The sequence below is a fragment of the Bacillus pfraonensis genome, from assembly GCF_050768835.1.
In the GTDB taxonomy this organism is placed as follows: domain Bacteria; phylum Bacillota; class Bacilli; order Bacillales; family Bacillaceae_G; genus Bacillus_A; species Bacillus_A pfraonensis.
Window position 1 is genome coordinate 14,037 of sequence record NZ_JAHCDO010000026.1, and the last position, 16,164, is coordinate 30,200.

Annotated in this window: 16 protein-coding genes; 3 read left to right on the forward strand and 13 right to left on the reverse strand. The window is 34.6% G+C overall.

Annotated features, from left to right (window positions below):
• Positions 1–76: 76 nt before the first annotated feature.
• From KFD70_RS21815 to KFD70_RS21835, 5 genes are all read right to left on the reverse strand, one after another.
• The gene (locus tag KFD70_RS21815; protein WP_336453897.1) at positions 77–976 is read right to left on the reverse strand and encodes a BadF/BadG/BcrA/BcrD ATPase family protein; all 900 of its coding nucleotides are present in this window, start codon (positions 974–976) and stop codon (positions 77–79) included.
• Between the two features lie 18 nt (positions 977–994).
• Positions 995–2,149, reverse strand: coding sequence for an anhydro-N-acetylmuramic acid kinase AnmK (gene anmK, locus KFD70_RS21820; RefSeq protein ID WP_336453896.1), 1,155 nt, complete (start codon positions 2,147–2,149; stop codon positions 995–997).
• Positions 2,150–2,169: 20 nt separating this feature from the next.
• A complete protein-coding gene (locus KFD70_RS21825) occupies positions 2,170–2,436 on the reverse strand; it encodes a hypothetical protein (RefSeq protein WP_336453895.1) in 267 nt (88 codons plus the stop codon).
• A gap of 122 nt (positions 2,437–2,558) precedes the next feature.
• Complete coding sequence (locus KFD70_RS21830; protein ID WP_336453894.1) at positions 2,559–3,848, reverse strand: PTS sugar transporter subunit IIC; 1,290 nt, start codon at positions 3,846–3,848, stop codon at positions 2,559–2,561.
• A gap of 13 nt (positions 3,849–3,861) precedes the next feature.
• Entirely contained in the window at positions 3,862–4,167 is a 306-nt protein-coding gene (locus KFD70_RS21835) for a PTS sugar transporter subunit IIB (protein WP_336453893.1), read from the reverse strand.
• 252 nt (positions 4,168–4,419) lie between these two features.
• Here KFD70_RS21835 and KFD70_RS21840 point away from each other — a divergent pair, with 252 nt between their 5' ends.
• The gene (locus KFD70_RS21840) at positions 4,420–5,979 is read left to right on the forward strand and encodes a glycoside hydrolase family 10-like protein (RefSeq protein WP_336453892.1); all 1,560 of its coding nucleotides are present in this window, start codon (positions 4,420–4,422) and stop codon (positions 5,977–5,979) included.
• Between the two features lie 65 nt (positions 5,980–6,044).
• Here KFD70_RS21840 and KFD70_RS21845 read toward each other — a convergent pair whose 3' ends face one another.
• Positions 6,045–7,181, reverse strand: coding sequence for a DUF6688 domain-containing protein (locus KFD70_RS21845; RefSeq protein ID WP_336453891.1), 1,137 nt, complete (start codon positions 7,179–7,181; stop codon positions 6,045–6,047).
• A 22-nt stretch (positions 7,182–7,203) separates the two neighbouring features.
• Complete coding sequence (locus KFD70_RS21850) at positions 7,204–8,514, reverse strand: WD40/YVTN/BNR-like repeat-containing protein (RefSeq protein ID WP_336453890.1); 1,311 nt, start codon at positions 8,512–8,514, stop codon at positions 7,204–7,206.
• A 195-nt stretch (positions 8,515–8,709) separates the two neighbouring features.
• Here KFD70_RS21850 and KFD70_RS21855 point away from each other — a divergent pair, with 195 nt between their 5' ends.
• Positions 8,710–9,186, forward strand: coding sequence for a hypothetical protein (locus KFD70_RS21855; RefSeq protein WP_336453889.1), 477 nt, complete (start codon positions 8,710–8,712; stop codon positions 9,184–9,186).
• Here the strand turns inward: KFD70_RS21855 and KFD70_RS21860 are convergent.
• From KFD70_RS21860 to KFD70_RS21875, 4 genes are all read right to left on the reverse strand, one after another.
• On the reverse strand, positions 9,173–10,006 hold the full coding sequence (locus KFD70_RS21860) for a DUF3974 domain-containing protein (protein ID WP_336453888.1): 834 nt from the start codon (positions 10,004–10,006) through the stop codon (positions 9,173–9,175). The genes KFD70_RS21855 and KFD70_RS21860 overlap by 14 nt on opposite strands.
• A gap of 24 nt (positions 10,007–10,030) precedes the next feature.
• Complete coding sequence (locus KFD70_RS21865) at positions 10,031–11,140, reverse strand: toxic anion resistance protein (RefSeq protein ID WP_336453887.1); 1,110 nt, start codon at positions 11,138–11,140, stop codon at positions 10,031–10,033.
• A 212-nt stretch (positions 11,141–11,352) separates the two neighbouring features.
• Positions 11,353–12,789, reverse strand: a complete 1,437-nt coding sequence (locus tag KFD70_RS21870) for a class I adenylate-forming enzyme family protein (protein WP_336453886.1) — start codon at positions 12,787–12,789, stop codon at positions 11,353–11,355.
• Positions 12,790–12,828: 39 nt separating this feature from the next.
• Positions 12,829–13,410, reverse strand: a complete 582-nt coding sequence (locus KFD70_RS21875) for an O-methyltransferase (protein WP_420792375.1) — start codon at positions 13,408–13,410, stop codon at positions 12,829–12,831.
• Between the two features lie 318 nt (positions 13,411–13,728).
• Here KFD70_RS21875 and KFD70_RS21880 point away from each other — a divergent pair, with 318 nt between their 5' ends.
• A complete protein-coding gene (locus KFD70_RS21880) occupies positions 13,729–13,887 on the forward strand; it encodes a hypothetical protein (RefSeq protein WP_098492135.1) in 159 nt (52 codons plus the stop codon).
• 54 nt (positions 13,888–13,941) lie between these two features.
• Here the strand turns inward: KFD70_RS21880 and KFD70_RS21885 are convergent, their stop codons facing one another.
• Together KFD70_RS21885 and KFD70_RS21890 are read right to left on the reverse strand one after the other, a co-directional pair.
• Positions 13,942–14,811 (reverse strand): sigma-70 family RNA polymerase sigma factor, encoded by an 870-nt coding sequence (locus KFD70_RS21885; RefSeq protein WP_336453884.1) that lies wholly within the window; start codon positions 14,809–14,811, stop codon positions 13,942–13,944.
• 17 nt (positions 14,812–14,828) lie between these two features.
• Complete coding sequence (locus KFD70_RS21890) at positions 14,829–16,112, reverse strand: phytoene desaturase family protein (RefSeq protein ID WP_336453883.1); 1,284 nt, start codon at positions 16,110–16,112, stop codon at positions 14,829–14,831.
• Positions 16,113–16,164: the final 52 nt, after the last annotated feature.

A 16,164-nucleotide genomic window follows, 5' to 3' on the forward strand; every position in this document is an offset into this window, starting at 1 on the left:
TCCATATAACACCTAACTTTGTAAATAATACCAAATATTCATTTTTAAAACGAGACTGCTATATTGAAAACTATGTTTAAAATAACGTAGATTTTTTTGCAGCTAAAAAATAAGCTCCTTTTGCTGATGAGATTTCATTTTGAATAAAATTTATTTCATTCATATACTTTTTGCAACACCTCTTGAATTCAGCATATATTTCTGGTGCAGAGCATAAAATTCCACCTTTCACCGCAATTGAAATTGGTACTTCAAATGACATTTTTTTATACACATCAACTGTAATTTTGGCTAATTCTTCACTAGCTTTTAATATAATTTTGAGCGCATCATCATTACCTTTCCTTGCTTCTTCTATTACAAGAGGAGCAATCGCAGCAACCTGATCTTTCTGTGAGGAATATACAAGTTGTTTTATATCAAATGGTGTATGGATAGGAACTTCATTTTGTATTGCTGTGCTAAGATTGCAAAATTGAGCACCTTTATCGTACTGGATTGTCATCTTTTTTAACGCTTGCAAAGCAATCCAATACCCACTTCCTTCATCTCCTAATATATGGCCCCATCCTCCGCTATACTTATATTTTTCTCCTTTTTTCCCTAAGCAGATAGCACCTGTTCCTGCTATTGTTAAAATACCATCGTTTCCTCCTAATAAAGCCGCATGCGCAATTACTGCATCATCATAAATTTCAATATTTGTTTGATATTTCGTTTTTAAACGCTCTTTTAACACATTCATATCTATACTTTTCACACCTGCCAGCCCTAAACAAATACAAACGCAGTTCTCTTTAGATAAGCTTTGTTGACATTGATTAATTGCCTCCATAATATGCGATACAGCTTTCTCATAATCTAGTAAAACATTTCCGAAACGGTTCATACTTTTTGCTATTTCTCTACCATTCTGATCAAATGCAATCGCTTCTGTTTTTGTCCCGCCACCGTCTACACCGATCATATACTTCATCTTTCCACCCTCTTTTTCTTACCTCACAATTGGAGGGAATGTTACATTACCTAAAACGACAGAATGTCTTGCCCCTGTAGCACTTGGTACATTACTTGGATTACGATGATATGTTTCATTTGCTAACACAGCAAAAGCTATTGCTTCTTTTGCTTCCGATGAATATCCAAGTTCTTCTTGTCTCAATACCTTACAAGATTCCTCTTTCAAACTTTCTTTTATCATTTCTACAAGTGTTTTGTTATAACTTCCACCTCCGCCAAGAATAACTTCATCGATATGATAATAAGGAAAAATAAATCGTTGATAATGATAAACAATCGAGCTTGCTGTAAACATTGTTACAGTAGCTATAATGTCCTCCTTACTGTGCCCATTAAATCGTTTTAACAATTCATCTGTAAACTCTTTTCCAAACTGTTCTCTTCCTGTTGATTTGGGTGGTGAAATTTCTAAAAACGGATGTTTCATACAATAGGAAAGCATTTCATTTATCACATTTCCCTGTTTTGCTATGTCCCCATTTTTATCAAAAGACTGCTGAAATAATAGCTGACACACTTCATCTATCACCATATTTCCTGGCCCCGTATCAAAGGCAATCGCTTCTTGTTTAGCTACTCGGCTTGGAATGACGGTTACATTCCCTATCCCGCCAATATTTTGGAGTACTCGATTTTTATTTTGGTCTCTATATAAAATGAGTTCTGAATATGGAACAAGCGGAGCTCCTTGACCACCAACCGCCATATCCATCGTTCGAAAATTTGAAATGACTGTTGTTCCTGTTTCATAGGCTATAACTGCAGGTTCTCCGATTTGTAGTGTTGATGGAACCATCTTCCCCTCTTGAACAGGATGATGATAAACTGTTTGACCATGTGAGCCAATTAATTCTAATTGTTCTATTGGAAAATTAGATTGTTTACAAACTATTTTCACTGCATCGGCAAAACATTGTCCGAGTTTAAAATTTAAACTACATATAAGTTTTACATTAGAAGTTTCTATGGACAGTGCTTGCTTAATTTCACTTTTTATTTCTCTTGAAAACGGTGCTGTAATAAAATGAATGAGTTCCACTTTTGTATCCTTACCATCTCCCTCAATATGGACAAGGGCAGCATCTATGCCATCTAAAGAAGTACCAGACATTAAGCCAACAATATACATAGTATCACTCCTTCATTTCTTTAAAAGACAATCATATAGGTAAGAAACGTACAACCAACTAGAAAAGATACAAATCTAACAATTATTTGTACTTTTGATGAATACGTACCATCTATAAAAGATATAACAATTGTTAGCATTATACTTGCCGAAATACTCGTCACAATCCATATACTATACATTTGTGATACATCTAACATTCTTAATAGAGGCGTAAACAGAAGGTTTGAACAGATCACTACAAATAGTAGCAAAAACACACCTTTATAGCTGAATTTTATCCCCATTTCATTTCACCTTCTTCTATTGATAAAATGAATTCGTTTCACCTTTAATCATGAAAGAAGTGATAGACTCGTTGCCTATCACTCAAATACATGTCTGTATGATTTCTTCACATTTCTCATTCTTACACATTCACAGAATCTTGTTCGTCATCACCGCTTTTTTCGATTTCAATCATATTTTTATCGTACATTTTAAAGAATGGCAGATAAATAAGGAATGAGATTGCTATATTAATGAAGACTAATACAACAGCTCTCCAGTCCCCACCCGTCGCTAAATATGCACCAATTGGAGCTGGCAATGTCCACGGCGGCATAATATAAGTCGCAGTTACAAGTCCCATTGCAGTTGCGATATAAGCAATGGTTGCAGTCACAAGCGGCGTAATAATAAAAGGAATAATTAAGATCGGGTTTAATACAATCGGAAGTCCAAATATAACTGGCTCATTAATATTAAAAATCCCAGGTACAATACACGTTCTTGATAGCGCTTTAGAATATTTTGATCTACCGAAGACAATCATGGCTAATACAAGCCCTAACGTAGCTCCGGAACCGCCAATCCATATAAACCATTGATATAATGGTTCCGGTGCAATAAATGGTATACCACTTGCTCCATCTGCAACTGCAGCAGAGTTTTTACCAAGATAAACTTCCCATAAAGGACGGGCAACTGTCCCAACAACAGAAACACCATGTATACCAAATGACCAGAAGAATGTAATTAGAAACACAGGTAGAATAACTCCAAAATAACTATCACCAGCTTTTACTAATGGTGCAGCTAGCTTATCAACTAAATGGTGTAAATCAATGCTAAAAACAACAGTAATAATACTCATAATAATAATAACAAAAGCAGCAGGTATAAGTGCTTCAAAAGAACGAGATACAGACGGTGGTACTTGCTCTGGCATCTTAATCATCACATTTTTCGTCTTACAGAATCTTAAAATCTCAACCGATAAAATGGAAACAATCATTGTAACAAATAACCCATGTCCCCCAAGGTTTGTCATTGGGAGCATAAACCCTTTCTTATCGATTAATTCAGGTGTCAATGTCAGGAGCAAGGAACAAACTGCAAGCTGCGCTCCTGATAATGCATCTAATTTGTAACTTTTCGCTAAATTATATCCAATACCAAAAGCGATATAAAGCGACATAATAAACATCGTTAACCGATACGGTATTAAAATACTCGTCTGATGCTTGGCTGCCCATAGTGAAATAAAACTATCCTTTGGAAGAGGCGGAAACGCTACTATTAGAAAGAAACTTCCTACAATAATAAACGGTAATGCTGAAATTACACCATCACGAATTGCTTGTAAATGCCTTTGTTCAGAAAGCCTCGCCATTGGGCTAGATAAGTTATTCTCAAGAAACGAGATAAACTTATTCATACTACTCTCCCTCCTAATGAATAAGTTCTTGCACTGTTTTTAATAACGTCGGACCACCAAGTGGTGTATAAGCCTGCGGTGGAATCACACCACAAGGAACAGACTGCTCATCTGCTATTTTTTTCACTGCATCAAATCTATGTCTTACTTGCGGAGCAACCATTACAACGTCCCAGCCATTTTTCACCTCTCCTTCCACTTCACTCGTACCAATTGCATGCACGTCCATACTGATTCCTTTCCTCTCGGCTTCTTTTTTTAAAGCGTTTACAACAATTGAACTAGACATTCCTCCAGAACATACAAACAGAACTTTCATTTCATAATCCTCCTATATGCTTTAAGTAATTTCCATCCTTTTTCAAGGACTGTCAAACCACCACTGAAAGGAAGTTTCACGTTATTAAAAATCATATGAAGAATGTAGACAAATTAGTTCTGATGAAATGAAATTTCAGAAAAAATATTTTTTATATAAAATAAAAGTTTCAGTATCCTACTTTCTCAATTGTGAATCTTATATTCACGTGATATAGTAGTCTCGATAATAGAATATGTAAGGAGGCGTACGATGATTTTTAGAAGATTATTAATGAGTTGTTGTAGCGTCATCTTGATTATTCCCTTCCTGTCCATAACCTCTAGCCCCACACAAGCTGAAGTACCCACTACGTATCAAAAACATGAATTACGCGCCGCATGGATCGCATCTGTGCTCAATATTGATTGGCCTTCAAAAGCTGGTCTACCTATCGAAAAACAGAAACAAGAGTTTATCAAACTACTAGATGATGTAAAAAATGTAGGTATGAATGCAGTTGTTGTGCAAATTAAGCCAACCGCCGACGCTTTTTATCCCTCCCAATATGGTCCTTGGTCCGAATATCTTACAGGCGTACAAGGTAAAGACCCTGGCTATGATCCACTTGCATTTATGGTTGCAGAAGCCCATAAAAGAAACCTTGAATTTCACGCATGGTTTAATCCGTACAGAATTACGATGAACCATACAGATATAAACCGACTAGCAGAAAATCATCCCGCAAAACAACATCCCGATTGGATTGTATCCTATGGAGGAAAACTATACTATAATCCTGGTATTCCAGAAGTGAAAAATTTTATAACTGACGGAATATTAGAAGTTATACAAAATTACGACATTGATGCCGTTCACATGGATGATTATTTTTACCCTTATAAGATAGTCGGGGAGAAATTTCCAGACCAGAATACCTATGAAGCTTACAATAATGGAAAATTCTCTAACATTGAAGACTGGCGTCGCGATAATGTCAACCAACTTGTTAGTGGTTTAAATACCGCTATTAAACAAGAAAAACCGTATATCAAATTTGGAATTAGTCCATTTGGTGTATGGCGGAATATAGCTGACGATCCAACCGGTTCTAATACAACTGCTGGACAAAGAAATTATGATGATCTATATGCTGACACACGAGAATGGATTCAAAAAGGATATATCGACTATATTACACCACAAATTTATTGGAATATCGGATTTGCACCTGCAGCATATGACATATTATTAAATTGGTGGGTAAAAGAAACTGTAAACAAACCTATTCACCTATATATCGGGCAAGCAGCATATAAAATTAATAATAACTCAGTACCTGCATGGTCAGACCCTGAAGAATACCCAAGACAAATTGCGCTAAATCATCAAAATTCACAAATAAAAGGTAGCATGCACTTTAGTTTAAAAGATATAAATAAAAATCCATTAGGGATAAAAGACCGACTAAAAAATGACATTTATAAACACCCTGCATTAATCCCACCAATGCCTTGGCTAGATCACAATCCACCTAAACAACCCACTTTAAAAGGGGCTATTCGAAGAAATGAAGGTATCGCTTTAGGCATTATTGATGATAGAAACAACGACTCTGTCTATTATGCCATTTACCGAGTAAACGGAAAGAATGGAGTTGATGTTGAAAAACCTGAGAATTTACTTACTACTGTACGAAAAACAAAACCTGGGGAAATTTATGTAGATAAAACCGCTGTTTCTGGCGAGACATATACGTATGTAGTGACAGCTGTAGATCGTTTACATAATGAAAGTGCCCCATCAAGTAAAGCAACTATTAAAGCTAAGTAATAATTAAAATCCCCCATTCCATTTGTGGGGGATTTTATCTTACATATGTTTTAAAAAACAAATTGCTATTTTCTTAATTCGCTATACTGAATGTGAATTCTATTTTCAGGATTTTTATCTACTGTATACAATACGAGTAAGAAAAACCATTCTAGTGGCTTCATTATCATATAAATAAAATCGGCTGACCACTTTGAGTTAATATGTTTGCTAATTGGATAACCATATTTATCGTAAAAGTCACGAATAACCTTATGACATTTTGGAGCGCGTTCCTCAATTATATTTTCAAAAGCATTTGCAATTAATAACTGCCGATTTACAGTAATTCTTTCTCCGTGCCTAATACCAGCCCTAATTGGTTTAACAATCTTTTTATGCCCTTTCACTGAAACTGTGCACAAGTAATGTCCATCACCAGAAAGTATTTCAGGACTAGGTGCAGCGATTTTTGAATAATTAAAATTACTCGTGTCCAAAAACACTCGAATAAAACTACCAGGCCTTTGTCCAAAAAGTATTAATATAAATTGAACGATTAATAAAATTGGAAATAAACTAATCATCCAAACCCTTGACATCTTTTCATATCCAAAAGAAATACGATATAAAAACTTCATAAATTTGTTATTTGGTTTATTATCTCTATTTCGCTGACACTGAAGAAAATAACTCAAGGAATCTTTTAATTTAGATATAAATAAAAGACTAATTGAAATAGCACTTCCTTGCATACACAATACTGAAAGGTATCTAAGTTTTAGAAATTCTGCATAAATAGAAATACCCGTATGTGTTATATAAACAACTGTAAATACAACATGTAAGATTAATAACGAACTATAAACAATATACATAATAGGCGAAAGTTTCTCTATATCTAAACTTAATTTCCAATAGGAAATACCTCCTAAAATAAATAAAACGACGACAATAAAAATATGATCTGAAGCTAGGGAAGCATATTGATCTTGCATTGCTCCACTATATGCATATTTGTGCAGAGGTAGTCCTGCTTGTACATCACTTAGTGTCCCCATTATGCCTAACCAGAATGTAAAATAGCTTACACAAAAAGATATAAATTCTAGTTTCTTAATTTTTAATACACTTGAGGTAATCTCTCGTTTTGATAAAAAACTTTTATAAACTCTCCCAAACGGGATAATACATAGTAATACAAGAAATATAATAATGAACACCGTACAATACTCTCCTTAAAATCTATTTTTCATAAGAAATATTTACTACCTTTTCAAATGTCCATGTAGCGCCAAAATCTTCTGATCTAAACCTTGCCATTTTTCCTTCTTGGTCTATTCCGCTTCCGTCTTGCGATACGAGTAATGTACCTCTTGCTCCCTCAAAGATAGGAGGTATTACATATGTAAAAACACTATGATATTTATTTGGCAATTTAATATCTAGATTCACCCATGTTTTCCCACCATCTTCAGTACGATACACGCTAGGATCTCCATTTGTAGTCTTAAACACAATAAATCCAATTTGATCAGTAGCAAAGCTTACTCCTGTCGCAAGAAATTGAATAAGATCTCCCGTACTTCCCATTTTTGTCCACGTTTTTCCACCATCATTTGTTTGATATACAACATTCGTTTCAAAGCTCATTGTTCTATCGCCCGTTATGACAATGTAACCATGTTTTTGTGATGTGAACCCAATAAAACTAAGTCTGCGGCTATCAATATCATTTCCTACTGTTACAGTCTCCCATTTCTTTCCTTCATCATCAGACATCGTCACTTTTACCGGAGTATGATGCCCACCATGTACAAAAGCAGTTTTTTCTTTTGTAATATAATAACTCCCTTCTTGCAATTCCACTTCATTAATTCGACCATCCTCACGCACAAACTGGTTCATATCAACAGGAACCTTTTTAAATGTTTTCTTCCCATCATACGTCACTTTTAAAATAGAATTCTCAATTACATAATTTTTATCATATTGCTTCACCTTTACATTTTCTATTTGACTATCATTCAGACCGTTCTCCCATTTTAAATTGGCAGATGCCACCTCTTTACTTAAAAATGTATAAGTATACGGATTTACTTTGTTAAATTTTATAATCCATTGATTGTTGATAATTTTCCCATCATGAGCAGTTGCATCCCACTCTGCATAGTATTTGTTTTTTTCTGGTAAGGAGTCTACATTAAATTTAATAGCTACAGAATAAAGATTTTCTTCTTCAGTAATTAACATTTGATCTACTACTTGCACTGAGCCTTTCCAGTTCTCAGCCCCATTTTCTTTATTAGTCATCTTCGATACATATTGATAAAAAATATCTCTCCCGATAAAGGATATGTTTGTTCCAGTTGTTTCTATCTTGATTGCATGATTTATTGGTATATTTTCAGGCTCTTTCTTTTTATTTTCTTCACTTGTGTAATAAAAAATTGTACAAAAAACTGCTATTTCTACAAGGAAGATTATCATTATAATTAATGTTTTCTCAAAACGATTATTCTCTTTTTTTCCGCTCCTTTTAAAAATTCTTTTCATTTTAAATACTCCATTCTATATAATTCTTACATCACTACATTCAATATGAAATTTATCATCTGTCTCATCGGTTATTTTAAAATTCTGATATAGCATTTTATATTCTATCATTTATGGAACGAAAAACATACCAATATATCCCTTATCTTCCATGTATAATAGAATATACACTATGAATGAATAAGGAGTTTTCATATGTTAACATTAAAAACACTTCTAACAATGTACGGTTTAGATTGCAGTAGAACTGATATAAAACTAGTTCGACATAAGGATTCACGAATTAATCTAGCTGAATTATATGAAAAAGGAGAATTCGAGTTATATCAGCAACATCAAGAAAAAGATATCTTTAAAAATTGCACATACATAGTGAGCTTTCTTGGTAACAATGATTCAAAAGCTAAGTTTATCGGTGTATATAAAGTTATTTCTAAACAGGCTGTTACCGATTTTCAATCCGACAAGAAACTAGATTGGATGGCACCCGAAATAGGAAAAGGTAAAAATTTTTATTATCACCTTACACCCTTATCAGGATTTGATGATTTAAAAGATCGGTTAGTAATTGACTGGGGAAAAAGCGCTTTAAGTTTGCACCAATTGATTATAAAAACGAAAGAAAGCCTGCTAGGTAATGTACCCGACAGGCTTTCTTTTACTTATTCCTAAATTTCTCCTTCGCCGCTCTCATCTTCACATTCAAATCATGATCAATGGAGTCTCGAATATCACGTTCTACTGCTTCCATTTCTTTTTGGAAGTTTTGTAAGTAAACTTGCAACTCTTCTTCTTTTTCTGGACGTTGTGAAGGCGGAAGTTGTGCAACCAATGATAACATATCGATTAAGTCTTTCATTAAGAACGTTTCAAGTTTGTGTTGTTGTTCAAACATGCGATGTTCTTGGTAATATGGAAGAGCATTCAATACAGAAACTGTAATGTCATCAACTGTTTTTTGTAGTGACGGATTGATTGAGCGTTTATACGCTTGAATTGTATTTAATGCATCTGGATAACGGTCATAAAAATACAATTTATAAAACGATAGATCTGTTGGCTTGGATGATTGTTGTGATTCTTGTCTTAAAAAATCTTTCACTTTCATTACTGCTGCATCAATATCTTCATTCGTCACTTTTTTTGTTGTTTTTGCCATAGCGTGTACTTTCTTTTGTTTATCCTTCGGTAACATAGAGAAGACTTGTTCTCTTGTACGTTGATTTGCTGTACAGAAAAGGGTATTAAATGCTTTTTGTTCCTTTTTCCCCTCAGTACGAATCCAACGATAAAAAAGTGGATGTTGCGTAAACTCTTGTAAAAACGGCGTTGATTTGTTGGATAACTTTTCAATTGATTCATGTGCTCGTTTATACGGTTTCGCCCATGACAAGTAAAATTTCCTGCCAAAATAAACAAGTAAAACTACAGCTGTAAATCCTAGTAAAAGCAAAATCCCACCAATCATTAAAACAAATTCGAAGAAACCCATTTTTTCACCTCCTCTAATGCACTTTTATTTCTTTGGACGCTGAATGAGCTTCTGCTTCATTTCATCATTAAATGTGTCAAGTTCAATAACAAACTTCTTACTAGATTCAATAATGCGCTCTGACGATCTCTCAGATGCTTCAATCGCCGCAAATACATTTTGGAATGATTCACGCAATTTATCCATGCTGATCGCTGGATTTTCAAGCAGCTGCGTCGTTTCTTCTGTGTTTTGTTTTAAAGCTTGTGAATTACTTAATACCATCGATTCAATTGCTTCGTTTGTTGCATTCACTGCATCAATCGTTTTTCGTTGGTTTGTTAATGCAAGCTGAATCGCAGCTGAAACAGTAACAACATTTTGCGTCATTGTAATCGCGTTACGAATCGCTTCTGTTAACTTTTCATTATTTTTCTTAATGATATCTACAGATGCGATAGATTGTAGTAATACACTTTTTGCCTGTTGCATGTTACGCGTACGTACAAGAATTTTTTCTAACGCATCATTGATTAATGGAATATCCTTTTGACGATCTGGATTTTGTTTTTCAGCCTCAAGCATCCCAGCAAGCTTTCGTCCTAGATACACTTGTTTATCAAGAGCATGAATTTTATCGTGTGATTGTTCTTTTAACATTTCTAAACCGACTGTATCTTCTTGGAGATTGTCACGCCCAATAAGTAATGATCTTATAATCTCTTCAATTTGTTTATCTATGGATTGATATTTATGAACATATGTTTCAAGTGGATTTTTCTTGAAAACTTTAAACATAAATTTCTTCATACCTGACGCTTTTAATGAATTAGGGTCGAGTTCTGATACGACTTTACGTAATTCTAACAATGTATTTGGAATCTCTTCATTCTTCCCGTTCATCATCGCAGTTACAGGACGTTTAAGTGCAGATAATGTTTGCCCGGCTGCTTGCTGTTCCTTATCGCCTAAATCTCCAAGCTGTGATAATACTTTTGAAAGATCTGTATTTTGTTCACTATTTAACTTTTGTACATATAAATCAGCTTCTTTATTCAATTCAATAAGTTCGTCATCTTTAATAACTGTATCAACAACCACTTCTACATTATCTTTTACTACTGATACAGGTTCTTTTTTCTCTAATTCAGTCAAAAAAATCGCTCCTTTATTTATATGTGCGAATTTATTTGCACTATATTTGATACCCCATGTATTTTCCAGTTAAAGTATCCTATTTAAAATAACCGAACAATGAATTCCTGCTTATGCAGTCATTCCCTGTTTCTTACCATAAGTATACCTGTTTCGCGCATTATTTTCCTCGGACTTAAGACCTAGAAGGCTACGTGCTGAAGACGGATTCTTCACATGTTACACAGTTTATCGCTTAACAATTCAGCCCTCAATTTCATTTTATCTACCTTCCCATTCGGCTTCTTGGGTAAATGAGATAGTACAGTCCAATTTCTTGGTTGCTTATACGATATTAATTTTTGACGGCACTCTTTTTGAATATCGACTAATTCCCGAAAACATTCCTTTACGACAACAGCCCGTATTATTTCTCCACGATTCTCATCTTTTTCCGAAAACACTACTGCTTCTGTAACCCCGGTGATTCCAAGTAATACATCCTCTATTTCACCAGCGTACACAAAGCTTCCAGCAGCTTTTATAATGTCTCGGTCTCTACCTACTAAAACAATTTTCCCATCTTCTCTTTGGAAACCAATATCATGTGATGTTACCCAATCTTCTATGAAAGTAGCTTTTGTTTGCTTTTCATTTTCAATATATCCTTCAAAAGCCTGACCGGATCGAACAAATAATTTCCCGAAATTTTCTTTATTAGTTACTACTCGTTCTTTTTTCTCATTAAAAAAGGCAATCTCTACATCTGGGAATGATATCCCTACTGTTTCAGGTGCAGTTCTTGCATCTTCTGGTGTTAACAGTGAGGCATAGCCCATTTCTGATGACCCGTAATATTCATACAGAAATGATTTAGGAAAACATTCCTCAAATTTTTGTCTTTGTATAGGCGATAATTTTGTCCCAACTGAAATTATACACCTCGGAATCATTTCCTGCACACTTCGTTTTTGCTTTGCATGGCGAATTAAAGGTTCAATTAAAGCCGGTGTGATAGAAGCACATGATCCTTTTGCTTTGAAAAATGCCTCCGGTGAGAATTTAGATAATAAAACAATCTCAGCTCCTATAGCTAATGCATGAAGTGCCGGATATAGCTGGGCTGAATAAGATAAGTGTAACGGAACTGCCACACGTTCGCTTTCAGTTAGTGAAAATGCCTTACTCCACCCTTCAAAACTACTAGTCCATGATTGATGACTTTTAACAAACCCTTTTGGTGTACCTGTTGAACCTGAAGTATAACCAAAGAAGTATAACTCATCCTTACTACTCACATGTCTAAAAGGAAATGGGATACTATTAGGCTCAATTGTTTGACATAAAGTCTCTTTGGATGTGATAATCCAATTAGGCTCCGTACTACTTATAATTGTTTGCCATTCAATTTCTGTAACGTCTGGATGAACCGGCAATATAATTCCACCAATTTTTGAAACCGCAAGTGCATCTTGAATCCATTCCATACAATTTTCTAACTTGATAATAAAAATATGTCCTGGTATCGCTCCGTCTTGCATAAGAGCTGATGCGCGATTTGAAACACATTCCGCCAATTCTTTATAAGTCCATCTGTTATGTTGTTCCGAAAGCGCAACGCGATCAGGATATTTTTGCGCCTGTTCATAGAAATAAGAATGTATACGCATTTTTTATTAAATCTCCTTTTTGAGTATGACTGTATCTCTTCATTTTTTTCTTGCTACAAACGCTCCTTTTTGAAAAGCTAGTAACACAGTTTCAAATGTCTCATCTTCTTCAATCATCTGAATAAATTCCGCTAACTCTTCTGTATGTGAAATTGCATTATCAATTACCAGAAATCCTTTAGGCTCTAATATACGCTTTATATTTTCCCACCACCACATGTATTGCGTACGCTCTGAATCTAAGAAAATAAAGTCAAATGACCGATTAACTTGTGCATCAAAAAATGCACCAGCTTCCTGGTTATGAATATCAATGCGGTGCCTAAGATTGGCTTTTTCGAAATTCACAAGCGCTTCTGCAACACGTTCTGAAGACAGTTCCACTGTTGTAACGGTTCCATTTGTTTCTTGTACAGCATTCGCAAGCCATATTGTGGAGTATCCATTCGATGTCCCAATTTCTAATATCCTTTGAGCGCTACATCCTTTCACTAAAATGGATAAAAACTGTCCCATTTCTCGAGAAATATTTCTCAATCTTTCTTCTCGCTTTTCTTTTGTCCGATCATAGTTTTTTCCGTATTTTTCAAGTTCTAGCAACAATGATTCTATATGATGCATTTTATTCATCGCCTTTCCAAGCAAATTTAATAAATGATCACAATTGATGAGAAACTCGATTATGTTTGTCTACCTTTCATTATATGCTAAATGAATCCGTTTTTCCTGTTATAAGACAAAGAATTGAATTTTTTTGTAGCATATTGTTACGTTTTTTGGTAAAGTTAATTTCTACGTGTAATTATTCCATTCACATTATTTTACAATCAAAACGCAATTATAAAATCATTTTTAATCGGTATTTTCCATTAAAGAAGCGCCCTTTTGGGACGCATTTTCTTTTGTTTATTACTGTAAATAGGAAAGGATGCTTTAAACATGAACGTGATTAATTTAGAAGCTGCTAGAAAACGTAAGCAGCATAAAAAGCAAATGATAACTATACCGATTATTAAACGTATTTACGAAGAGGACGGAGAAATCAAATTCGAGGTATTAGGTGAAAAAGATGTTCCTCTTGAAATGTTAGAGAAGTAAATCACATGATTTTAAATGAAAGACGCATTTCTTTTAAAATGCGTCTTTCTCGTCCTATACATTCCGATTTAAATGCATAAGCTTCTCTGGATTCATCATCATATAAATAGATGATATTTTTTCCTCTTTAAATTCAAATGAAATTACATACACATCGCGATTATTTAAACTGACAATAATACCTGGAACACCATTTACCATTTTAAATGTGATGGAGTGTTCTTCTGGCAACTTCTTAGTAATTCCTAAGAATAAACGTACAATTCTTTCAGAAGTGTAAATTGGTTTAAGAGCCGTTGTAACCTTCCCTCCACCATCTGACTTCAATATCGCATCTGTTTTTAAAATTTCTAGCATTGCCTGCACGTCTCCTCGCTGTATCGAAGCAACGAATTGTTCTACATATGTGGCCATCTGCTTTGTACTTAACTTTGAAGCTTTCGGTTTATCTACTATACTCTTTCTAGCCCTGTGAAAAATTTGACGACAATTCACGCTACTTTTTTCAACGATTGATGCTATTTCATCATAATCGTAACCAAAAACTTCTCGTAATATAAATACAGCCCGTTCAACTTCAGATAACTGTTCCAATAATAAAAGATACGCCGTAGACATAGACTCCTTCATTATATATGTCATTGAGGGGTCATCACTCTCGTCAACAACTGGTTCTGGTAACCACATACCAACATAAACATTTCGTTTATGGACCGCTGAACGTAATTTATCGATTGAACGATTTGTAACCATTTTACACAAATAAGCTTTTACATTATCAACAGACTCTAAATCTTCTATCCTACTTAATGAAAGAAATGTATCATGAACAATATCTTCAGCATCCATAACACTCCCAAGCATACGGTAGGCTAAAGAAAATAATAAAGGTTTATATACTTGATACAATTGTTCCGTTTCCACACTCGCATGACCCTCTTTCAATTTGTGACTTTACTTTGTTCTAGAATTTGTAGTGCTGCTCGTTTACCGCTAGAAACCGTAGCATCAGCTAATAATTCATCATGGCCAGCCCAATCTCCTGCAACATATATCCCTGGCATTTCTGGAACAATAGGACCTGGATTTTCAGTACGACCAATATGAGGAAAATCATAAACAACCGTTATTTTAGGTAAATATTGTTTTACAACTAATTCCTGTTGCCAATTCGGATGTAATAAATCCATTATATGTTCTAACATAATTTTATCTTCATTAGAGTTACTAACCTGTAATGTAGGATTATGATATTTTATCAATCCCACAACTACAGTTCCATCGTCGCTTAGTTTAGCCGCTCTCGATTGATTCGTAAAAAATACAGGTTGGTCTAATCCTAAAACAAATTGATGTAATGAATTAGGTAATTTTCTTAAACCAAGATCTAGTGAGGCTACTGTAATTGGCACTGATTGTTCTTTCCATATATGCAGCGCAGTCTCTTTTGCACCCTTTACAATTTTACAAGCCTCTTTTGGTGGTATGGTAATGACAATCGTAGAGACTTCAAATATTTCATCACCAGAACAGCGTATTCTTTGAACATCATTACAGTGTTCAATTTCAACTACATTTTTATTAATCATAAATTGGACTCCAGCATTCATAGCTTCATCTCTTAGTTTTGTTATAATTGTCTCCCAGCCACCATCTACATAAAAAACTCCTTCTTTCATTGATCGTTGTATTTGTTTTAATACGGAAGATGCTAGCTGTATTGTGGGAGCATATGTGTAGGTTGTTGTTCTGCATAACGCATAAAACATATTTCTTACCATGGGGTCTTTAATTTCTTGTTCTGCCCATACACTGAGGCTCATTTTCGGAATTGTATTCAAATCTAATTTTCCTAGCTTTAACATCAAATGAGAAAATTGTATTTTAGCAGACCATGAGAGTAATGGTGTAGATAAAATTGATCGAAAATCTGTCGGTACTGTATACACATCATTTTTCCATATACCATGCGCCGTAGTTGAAGGTATACCTCCTGGAATATTGATTCCAAGTTCCTCAAAAGTGGATAGTGCTTCTCCTCCGCGATATAAAGCGTGTGCCCCAAGATTCATAAGAATGCCGTTTTTATTCGTAGTCATTGCTCTTCCGCCAAAACGATTTGATTTTTCTAATACCACCACTTTTTTCCCTTCCCTAGCTAAATAAATCGAAGCTGTTAATCCAGCAAGTCCCCCGCCTATAATTGCGACATTAAAATTTTTCATATAAATTCCCTCCTTATTGTTCCTACACACAAGACGGATGAAGAAAGAGGAA

Coding starts and splice junctions, on each gene's coding strand:
- KFD70_RS21815 (WP_336453897.1), bottom strand. CDS start 976: ATGAAGTATATGATCGGTGTAGACGGTGGCGGGACAAAAACAGAAGCG.
- anmK (WP_336453896.1), bottom strand. CDS start 2,149: ATGTATATTGTTGGCTTAATGTCTGGTACTTCTTTAGATGGCATAGAT.
- KFD70_RS21825 (WP_336453895.1), bottom strand. CDS start 2,436: ATGGGGATAAAATTCAGCTATAAAGGTGTGTTTTTGCTACTATTTGTA.
- KFD70_RS21830 (WP_336453894.1), bottom strand. CDS start 3,848: ATGAATAAGTTTATCTCGTTTCTTGAGAATAACTTATCTAGCCCAATG.
- KFD70_RS21835 (WP_336453893.1), bottom strand. CDS start 4,167: ATGAAAGTTCTGTTTGTATGTTCTGGAGGAATGTCTAGTTCAATTGTT.
- KFD70_RS21840 (WP_336453892.1), top strand. CDS start 4,420: ATGATTTTTAGAAGATTATTAATGAGTTGTTGTAGCGTCATCTTGATT.
- KFD70_RS21850 (WP_336453890.1), bottom strand. CDS start 8,514: ATGAAAAGAATTTTTAAAAGGAGCGGAAAAAAAGAGAATAATCGTTTT.
- KFD70_RS21855 (WP_336453889.1), top strand. CDS start 8,710: ATGTTAACATTAAAAACACTTCTAACAATGTACGGTTTAGATTGCAGT.
- KFD70_RS21860 (WP_336453888.1), bottom strand. CDS start 10,006: ATGGGTTTCTTCGAATTTGTTTTAATGATTGGTGGGATTTTGCTTTTA.
- KFD70_RS21870 (WP_336453886.1), bottom strand. CDS start 12,789: ATGCGTATACATTCTTATTTCTATGAACAGGCGCAAAAATATCCTGAT.
- KFD70_RS21875 (WP_420792375.1), bottom strand. CDS start 13,410: ATGCATCATATAGAATCATTGTTGCTAGAACTTGAAAAATACGGAAAA.
- KFD70_RS21880 (WP_098492135.1), top strand. CDS start 13,729: ATGAACGTGATTAATTTAGAAGCTGCTAGAAAACGTAAGCAGCATAAA.
- KFD70_RS21890 (WP_336453883.1), bottom strand. CDS start 16,112: ATGAAAAATTTTAATGTCGCAATTATAGGCGGGGGACTTGCTGGATTA.